This is a genomic window from Vermiculatibacterium agrestimuris (genome assembly GCF_943193085.1).
Lineage (GTDB): Bacteria > Bacillota > Clostridia > Oscillospirales > Oscillospiraceae > Vermiculatibacterium > Vermiculatibacterium agrestimuris.
In genome coordinates this window covers 1-8316 of sequence record NZ_CALPCU010000042.1, presented here as the reverse complement: position 1 = coordinate 8316, position 8316 = coordinate 1, and the positions used below count along the sequence as shown (strand labels likewise).

The 8316-nt window shown below is 62.0% G+C and carries 6 protein-coding genes; 3 read left to right on the top strand and 3 right to left on the bottom strand.

The genetic code is table 11. The features are described 5' to 3' along the window. Positions 1 to 138: 138 nt before the first annotated feature. The 3 genes from NFR87_RS10015 to NFR87_RS10005 all read right to left on the bottom strand — a co-directional run bounded on the left by NFR87_RS10015 (position 139) and on the right by NFR87_RS10005 (position 4945). Entirely contained in the window at positions 139 to 1338 is a 1200-nt protein-coding gene (locus NFR87_RS10015) for an ABC transporter substrate-binding protein (RefSeq protein ID WP_251449305.1), read from the bottom strand. Positions 1339 to 1535: 197 nt separating this feature from the next. Continuing rightward, entirely contained in the window at positions 1536 to 2252 is a 717-nt protein-coding gene (gene ymfI, locus NFR87_RS10010; RefSeq protein WP_251449303.1) for an elongation factor P 5-aminopentanone reductase, read from the bottom strand. Between the two features lie 341 nt (positions 2253 to 2593). Next, a complete protein-coding gene (locus NFR87_RS10005; protein WP_251449301.1) occupies positions 2594 to 4945 on the bottom strand; it encodes a leucine-rich repeat protein in 2352 nt (783 codons plus the stop codon). Positions 4946 to 5134: 189 nt separating this feature from the next. Here NFR87_RS10005 and NFR87_RS10000 point away from each other — a divergent pair, with 189 nt between their 5' ends. From NFR87_RS10000 to rpoN, 3 genes are all read left to right on the top strand, one after another. Next, the gene (locus NFR87_RS10000; RefSeq protein WP_251449299.1) at positions 5135 to 5872 is read left to right on the top strand and encodes an ABC transporter ATP-binding protein; all 738 of its coding nucleotides are present in this window, start codon (positions 5135 to 5137) and stop codon (positions 5870 to 5872) included. Further along, positions 5872 to 6792, top strand: coding sequence for a SufB/SufD family protein (locus NFR87_RS09995; protein ID WP_251449297.1), 921 nt, complete (start codon positions 5872 to 5874; stop codon positions 6790 to 6792). Before NFR87_RS10000 ends, NFR87_RS09995 begins: the two co-directional genes overlap by 1 nt. Before the next feature lie 125 nt (positions 6793 to 6917). Beyond that, positions 6918 to 8273: an RNA polymerase factor sigma-54 gene (rpoN, locus tag NFR87_RS09990; RefSeq protein WP_251449295.1), complete on the top strand. Its 1356-nt coding sequence runs from the start codon at positions 6918 to 6920 to the stop codon at positions 8271 to 8273. The last annotated feature ends 43 nt before the right edge of the window (positions 8274 to 8316 follow it).

Genomic DNA, 8316 nt, shown 5'->3' with positions numbered 1-8316 from the left:
AGGGGGTGCGGGAAGGTTATCTCCTGTCCCGGGTCTTGGGAAAGGAGGCGCCCTATGTCCAAGGGGAATGAGGTGGAAGCCGGGGGAAGACCCCCGGCAGCCGGTTCCGCCTTTGGTCACGTTGATCGTAGGTCTGGGTCAGGGAGTGACGTACACGCCGTCCTTGATGACCACGGCCATGGGGGCCTTGGACACTTCGCCGGTGGCGGCCCAGGTCATGCCCTGGCCGGTGAGGCCGTCCACGGAGATGGTGGGCATCGCGGCCACGAGCGCCTCGCAGATATCCCCGGTGGACATGTCGGCGGTGCAGCCGGCGGCCTTCAGAGCCTCGTAGATGACATACACCACGTCATAACCGTCGGCGGCGAACTGGTTGGGCAGCTCCCCGTGGCGGGACTGGTACTCGGAGACAAAGTTCTTGGTGCGCTCGTCGTCAGCATCGGCGGAGAAGGGGGTCAGCAGCATGACGCCCTCGGCCAGGTTGGTGTCGAAGCCCTCCATGGCCAGAATGCCGTCCATGCCGTCCACGCCGAAGAACACGGGGGTGTAGTTACGGGCAGCGGCCTGGGCCAGAATGACGGAGGCGGGCTGATAGTAGATGGGCAGGAACAGCACGGTGGCGCCGGCGCTCTCAGCGGCGCCCAACTGGACGGAGAAGTCGGTCTGGGTGTCCTTGGTGAAGGTGCCCTCGTAGACCACCTCGATGTTCTTCGCGGCGGCCTCGGAGACAAAGGTGTCCCGGATGCCCTGGGAGTAGGCGTCGTCGTTGCGGTAGATCACGGCCACCTTGGCGTCGGCATAGTTCTCAGCCATGTAGTCGGCGGAGCCCACGCCCTGGTTGGGGTCGGTGAAGCAGACCTGGAACATGTTGTCCTTGCCGCTGATGACGTCGGGGGAGGAGGCGGAGGGGGTCAGAGCGAACACCCGCTCCTCAAAGACCTTGGCGGAGACCGAGATGGCGGAGCCGGTGGTGACCGGGCCCACCAGGGCCTGCATGCCCCAGTCCATCAGGTTGTTGTAGGCGTTGACGCCCATCTCGCCGTCGGCCTGGTCATCCTGGGGATTGAACTCGAACTGGATGTCGCCGCCCAGGGCGTTGATCTCGTCCACGGCGATCTTGGCGCCGTTCATGGCGGCGTTACCGTAAATGGCGGCGTCGCCGGTGAGGGGGCCGATGCCGCCCAGCTTGAAGGTGCCGCCGGCGGCGCCGGGCTCAGAGGCGGCCTGGGACTGGGCGGGGGCGGGAGCCTGGGTCTGAGTGGCGCCGCCGCCGCAGCCGGCCAGCAGGCCCACAGTCATGGCCGTGGCCATGGTCAGAGCAAGAATACGGTTTTTCATTTCATTCGAACCTCCTTTTGGATTAGTTGACATTATACGTTTAATGACTTGGATTGTCAACCGTCGTTTTTCCTAATGTACACAAAAGGAGGACAAATGTTTCGTGGAAAATGACGAAGGGAAACAGCCGGAAAAAAGGCGGAACAGCGGGTGGACAGTGGAAAATGAAGAAGCGAAACCTCTGGGGCGCAATGGATCTAGATGACCAGCCCGCCGTTGGGGGCGATGACCTGCCCGGTGAGGAAATCCCCGGCGGGGGAGCAGAGGCAGGAGACCCAGGCGGCCACGTCCTCGGCGGTGCCCAGGCGCCCCAGGGGAGTCTCCTCTGCCAGGTCGGAAAGCGTTTGGGAGCCAAGGCTTTGATTCATCTCGGTGTCGATGACGCCGGGGGCGACGCAGTTCACCGTGACCCCCGAGGGGGCCACCTCCTTGGCAAGGGCCTTTGTGAGACCGATGATCCCCGCCTTGGCGGCGGAATAGGCAGTCTCGCAGGAGCCGCCCACCTGTCCCCACATGGAGGAGACGGTCACGATCCTCCCGGAGCGCTGCCTTATCATCTGGGGGAGAACGGCCTGACAGCAGTAGAAAGTCCCGTCCAAGTCCACCCCCATGACCCGGCGGTACTCCTCCCGCCCCATATCCTGGGTCAGGCCCTGCCAGGCCACCCCGGCACAGCACACCAAAATGTCAAGTTGACAAAATTTTTCTAACACAGTGTCAACCATCCGCTTGACCTGGGCCGGGTCGGACACGTCGGCCTGAAGGGCCGTCCCCCCCAGCTGGGCGGCCAGGTCCTCTGCCTGGGCCCGGGACCTTGCATAGTTGAGGACCACCTCACAGCCGTCGGCCCGGAGCCGTCGGGCCACCGCCGCCCCGATGCCCCGGGATGCCCCGGTGATGAGAGCTACCTTCATATGGGTCCCTCCTTTCAAAAAGATCGGCGGGGGCAAGCCCCCGCCCTACGGGGGGCTCGCCTGCTCCGCTTTCTCTGCGGGGCAAACTCCCGCCTGATGGGGCCGGCCTGCTCCGCTTTCTCTGCGGGGCAACCCCCCACCCGGTGAAAGCCGACCTGCTCTGTTTTGTAGGGCGGGGGCTTGCCCCCGCCGTTTTCCCTATCAGTATACCAGACCGGGGAAAAAGATGCAAACCCTCTCCCCTTTGAAAGAGAATAGGCGGGCACAGCCCGCCCCTACGGTCCCCCGGCGGGGGATTCCTTGTAGGGGCGGGCTGTGCCCGCCAGGCGGCGTCTGCCCGCCTACTTCGTCTCGATAAAGATGCCCTTCTGGGCGGACCAGTCCACCAGGAAGCCCAGGCTGGTCCCCAGGTCCCGGAGCTTGTAATAGGTATAGGCCCCGCCCTGGTCGTCCTTGAGCATGATGGCCTCCAGGGCCGCCGTCTGGCCGTTGATGTTGGTGGGAGCGGTGGCGTTCTCGTAAGCCCGGTTGCCGCTGAAGGGGGTGGACATCTCGCTGCCGTTGGGGGTGTAAGCCTTCCCCGTCTCGATGTTCACCGCCCCGTTCCAGCCTACCTCAAACTGAACGGCGGTGCCGTTCAAAATGGAGGCGATATCCCGGAGCTTGATATAGTTGGTGTCGTTGCCATTGGCGTCCTTCAGGGCGTAGCACTGGAACTCCACGGCCCTGCCGTCCACCAGAACAGACTGGGTGGAGGCGTAGGCGGTGTTGGTCCCCGCAGCGGCGGGCTTTGGCCCGGTGCTGTTGTAATGGATGGTGGTGTGGGGCATATCTTTGCCATCCCCCTGAATGGCCTTCCACTGCTCCTCCGTACCGCCGTAATAAATATCGGAGATATTGCCGCCGGCAAGTGCATGGACCTGAATTTCGGTCACGCTATCAGGAATGAACACGCTGGTCAGACCCCTACATCCAGCGAAGGCCCAGGCCTCTATGGTTGTGACGCTGGAGGGGATGGTTATGCTGGTCAGACCGGAGCAGCCCATAAAGGCCGAATTGCCAATCACGGTAACGCTGTTGGGAATCGTGATGCTCTTCAGGTTGGTGCAGTCCCGGAATGACCAATAACCGATCTCGGTAATGTGATCGGGGATCACGAAGCTGGTCAGGTCGGTCCGGCCATCGAACATCCCGTTTGCGATTCTGGTCATGCCGGCGGGGATGGTGGCCACGCCCTGTAAGTTGGGGCAGCCGAAGAAAGCCGAACCGTCAACGCTGGTGACGCTGTCGGGAAGGGCCGCGTATTTCAGATTTTCACACTCGGCGAAGGCCAATTTCTCGATGGTCGTCACGCCCTCGGGGATGGTCACGCTCTCCAGAGCGGTGCAGCCCCAGAACGCCTGCCCCTCAATGGTGGTCACGGTGTCGGGGATGGTAATGTTCTTCAAGCCGGTGCAGTCCTGGAACGCGGCAAAACCAATGCTGGGAACACCCCGTTCGATGGTGACACTCTCCAGCTCGGCACATCCGTAAAACGCCGCTTCCATTTCGGTAACACTGCCGGGGATGGTGACGCTTTTCAGGCTGGTACAGCCAGCGAACGCCTCCTGCCAGATCTTGGTCACGCCATCGGAAATGGTGACGCTCTCTAGGCTAGTGCAGTCCTTGAACAGAATACTTGAGATCTCGCTCACGCTGCCGGGGATGGTGATGCGCTTTAAGCTGGTACAGCCGTAGAACACCCCACCTGCAATGGTGGTCACGCTGTTGGGGATGTCCACATTCTCCAGATTGGTGCAGCCCTCGAAGGCGTTACCGTCGATCGTGGTCACCCCGTTGGGGATGGTCACGCTCTTTAAGTCGGTGCAGCCCTTGAAGGCACTTCTTGACACCTCGGTCGCATAGGAGGGGATGGTCACGTTGGCGGGGCACTGAAACCCCGAGCGGAAGGCTGCCGAAACGATGATGTTTTTCTCATACCCTCTGGCAACATACATTTGGTACACGCCATCGTAGTAGCAAATTGCGCTGTATGAGCTTGCGCGCTCATATGGATCAAGATCCCAGCTGTGGTCCGGGTCTACTTTGTTCCATGCTTCGGTGGCGTCGAAGAAGACCCACCTCCCGTCCAGAAGGGCGGCGTTCCTGGCGTGGCCCATGCTGGTGTAGCACGTGAGCTTGGCCACCGGGATGCCCGCGATGGTGCCCATGAGCCAGCACAGGTTGGAGTAGCCTTCGCAGATGCCCAGCCGCTTGGTATAGACACTGTAGGGATCGCCGGCCTCCCACAGCCGTTTTCTCTGCTCCTGGGTCAGATCGGAAAATCTCTTCCCCCAGAGCGTGTTGTCTTCGTGACCATAATTTATGTTCTGGTACACCCATTCAAAGATGGCCTTCATCTTCTGGGTGTCGGTGGTCTTGCCGGCGGTAAGGCTGTCGGTGAGCTCCACGATCTCCTGGAGCGTGTTCTCATCGGTCCACTTGACAAGGTTGCCTCCCCCGGCGGGGTGGCTGTAAAGATCCGCCTGTTCCAGCGTGGTGGGGCGGGCGGGCCGGTCCAGCTTTTCGGGCAGCGTAGAAAGTATCTCATACTCGGGCAGATTGCTCCTATCGTCCTTGGCGGCGGAGGCCGGGACGGTCAGACCCAGACACATCACAAGGGCCAGCGCAAGGGATAACAGTCTTTTTCTCATTGTCTTTTTCCCCCCTCAAAAAGCTTCTCTCTCCATTGGAAAGAGACAAAGGCGTACGCCTTTGTGCAAATTGTAGCATATGGAATATATGGTTGCAAGGAAATCTTTCCTCTCCCCCTTGTAATTTCCCTATTTCGTGATATAATACTGTTTTAATAGGAAATTTCACTCACAAAGGAGTACCCGCATATGTTAGAGATCAGTCATCTGCGATATGACGTCACCGATGAGGAGGGCATGGAGCTGGGCATCCTGCGGGATGTGAACCTCACGGTGGACGACGGGAAGCTGGTGGTCATCACCGGCCCCAACGGCGGCGGCAAGACCACCCTGGCCCGCGCCATCATGGGTCTGAACCAGCCCACGGCCGGCTCCATCCGGTGGAACGGGCAGGATATCACCGACCTGTCCATCACCGACCGGGCCAGGGCCGGCGTGAGCTACGGCTTCCAGCAGCCGCCCCGGTTCAAGGGCATGAAGGTGCGCGACCTGATCGCCCTGGCGGCGGGGAAAGAGGACTTGACTCCCGGCGAGGGCTGCCAGTATCTGACCCAGGTGGGTCTGTGCGCCGACGACTATATCGAGCGGGAGGTGGACGCTTCCCTCTCCGGCGGTGAGGTCAAGCGCATCGAGATCGCCACCATTCTGGCCCGGAAGGCGGGGCTGATGATCTTCGACGAGCCGGAGGCGGGCATTGACCTGTGGAGCTTCGCCAAGCTCACCGAGACCTTTGAGCGCATCCACCGGCAGGGGGATTCCACCCTGCTCATCATCTCCCACCAGGAGCGTATCATCCAGCTGGCCGACGAGATCGTGGTCATCGAGAAGGGCGAGGTGGCCAAGCACGGGCCCCGGGAGGAGATCTTCCCCCAGATCATGGCCCGTACGCTGCCTGGCTGCGGCTACATGAAGGAGGAGGCGCGGTAATGGACAAGACGGAATGGAAGATCCTCAAGGAGATCGCCGACCTGGAGAAGACGCCCCAGGGGGCCTATAACTTCCGGGTCAACGGCGCGCTGGACGACCGGCAGGTCACCGCCAACATCGACATCCGCTCCAAGACCGACGGCAAGCCGGGCATTGACATCATCGTCAAGCCCGGCACCAGGCACGAGAGCGTTCACATCCCTGTGGTGCTGAGCATGTCGGGCCTGACCGACGTGGTGTACAACGACTTTTATATCGGCGAGGGGGCCGACGTGGACATCGTGGCGGGCTGCGGCATCCACAACACCGGCTGCGAGACCAGCCAGCACGACGGCATCCACGTGTTCCACATCGCCAAGAACGCCAAGGTGCGCTACGTGGAGCGGCACTACGGCGAGGGCCCCGGCACAGGGGAGAATATCCTCAATCCCCGCACGGAGGTCTACCTGGAGGAGGGGGCCTCCATCACCATGGAGATGACCCAGATCAGGGGGGTGGACTCCACCATCCGGGACACGGTGGTGGAGGTGGGCCCCGGCGGGGAGTGCGTTATCAACGAAAAGCTCCTCACCGACGGCAAGCAGCGGGCGGAATCTAACATGGAGATCATCCTGAAGGGGGACGACGCCACCGGCCGGGTGGTGTCCCGCTCCGTGGCCAAGGGGGATTCGGTGCAGGTCTTCCGCCCCTGCGTCACCGGCCAGGCCAAGTGCTTTGGCCATGTGCAGTGCGACTCCATCATTATGGACGAGGCCAAGATCAAGTCCATCCCCGCCATCGACGCCCAGGATCTGGACGCCCAGCTCATCCACGAGGCCGCCATCGGGCGCATCGCCGGGGATCAGATCCTGAAGCTGATGACCCTGGGCCTGACCGAGGAGGAGGCTGAGGAGAAAATTTTGGAGGGCTTCCTCAACTGAAAAAAGGATGCGGAAGGGAGGGCCTGCGGCGGTGCGGGCCCTCCCCTTTCATCGAAAATTGAAGTAGAAAAACCTTACCTGCTGTGCTATAATAAAAAGACACCGTCAAGAAAGGGGGGGCCGGTATGGCGTTGGAGCAAAAGCAACAGCAAAAACAGTCTGTGGCCCTTCTGCCCCAGATGATCCAGTCCATGTCCATCCTGCAGATGGGCATACAGGAGCTGCGGGAATACACCGAGGAGATCCTGCAGGAAAATCCGACCCTGGAGTTTCCGGAGGAGGCGGCGGAGCCCGCCGCGCCGTATGCCGACGCCGTGCGCCGGCTGGAGTGGCTGGAAGCCAATGACTGCCAGAACGCCTACTATCACCGTCAGGATGAGGAGCGGGACGACGGGCTGGCCAACCTGGGGCGCTACAGCGACGAGGAGAACGACCTTTCCTGGTACATCCTGTCCCAGTTCATGATGGGGGACGTGTTCGAGCCGGAGGTGCTGCGGGCCATCGAATTTTTGGTGGAGCGGCTGGACGCCAACGGCTTTTTGGACGGAGACGCGGCCTTCCTGGCCGCCACCGCCCACATGGACGAGGCGGTGATGGAGCGGGCCATTATAGAGCTGCAGTCGGCGGATCCCGCCGGCGTGGGAGCCAGAGACCTGTCCGAATGTCTGCGCCTCCAGCTGGAGCGCCGCTCCGGCGACCACAGCCTGGCCGTGGCCATTGTGGAAAATCATCTGGATGAGCTGGCCCGGAGCCGTTACGGCGTCATCGCCAAGACCCTGGGCGTCTCCAAGGAGGAGGCGCGCCGGGCCTGCGACCTGATCCGCACCCTGAACCCCCGGCCGGGCACGGGCTTTGCCGCCCAGGAGAACCTGGCCTACATCATTCCGGATCTGGAGATCGTGGTGACGCCCGACGGCATGGAGATCTCGGTGAACGACACCGCCATCCCCCGGCTGGTCATCAGCGACTATTACAGAAAGCTCCTGCGGGACACCAACGATCCCAATGTGCAGAAATACCTGAGCCAAAAGCTGGGCCAGGCAAAATGGGTCATTCAGGGCATCGGCCAGCGGCGCACCACGCTGCTGCGCTGCGCCCAGTTTCTGGCCCAGCGGCAGGAGGAATTTTTCCGCTTGGGCGCGGGGCACCTGCGGCCCCTCACCATGCGCCAGGCGGCCCAGGCCCTGAACGTCCACGAATCCACCGTGAGCCGGACGGTGAAGAACAAGTACCTCCGCTGTCCTCAGGGGGTCTATCCCCTGGGATACTTCTTCGCCGGCGCGGTGGGGGAGAGCGGCGCCTCGGCCGAGTCGGCCAAGGCCCTTCTCCTCCGCCTGGTGGCGGAGGAGAAAAAGCCCCTGTCCGACCAGAAGCTCTGTGAAGAGATGGAGCGCCGGGGCTGTTCCATCTCCCGGCGGACGGTGACCAAGTACCGGGAGGAATTGCATATCCCCAGCGCCGCGGATCGGCGGCGCAAATAAAAAAGCGCCGGAGCATTTGCTCCAGCGCTTTTTGGCACCCACG

Coding starts and splice junctions, on each gene's coding strand:
- NFR87_RS09995 (WP_251449297.1), top strand. CDS start 5,872: ATGGACAAGACGGAATGGAAGATCCTCAAGGAGATCGCCGACCTGGAG.
- rpoN (WP_251449295.1), top strand. CDS start 6,918: ATGGCGTTGGAGCAAAAGCAACAGCAAAAACAGTCTGTGGCCCTTCTG.
- ymfI (WP_251449303.1), bottom strand. CDS start 2,252: ATGAAGGTAGCTCTCATCACCGGGGCATCCCGGGGCATCGGGGCGGCG.
- NFR87_RS10015 (WP_251449305.1), bottom strand. CDS start 1,338: ATGAAAAACCGTATTCTTGCTCTGACCATGGCCACGGCCATGACTGTG.
- NFR87_RS10005 (WP_251449301.1), bottom strand. CDS start 4,945: ATGAGAAAAAGACTGTTATCCCTTGCGCTGGCCCTTGTGATGTGTCTG.
- NFR87_RS10000 (WP_251449299.1), top strand. CDS start 5,135: ATGTTAGAGATCAGTCATCTGCGATATGACGTCACCGATGAGGAGGGC.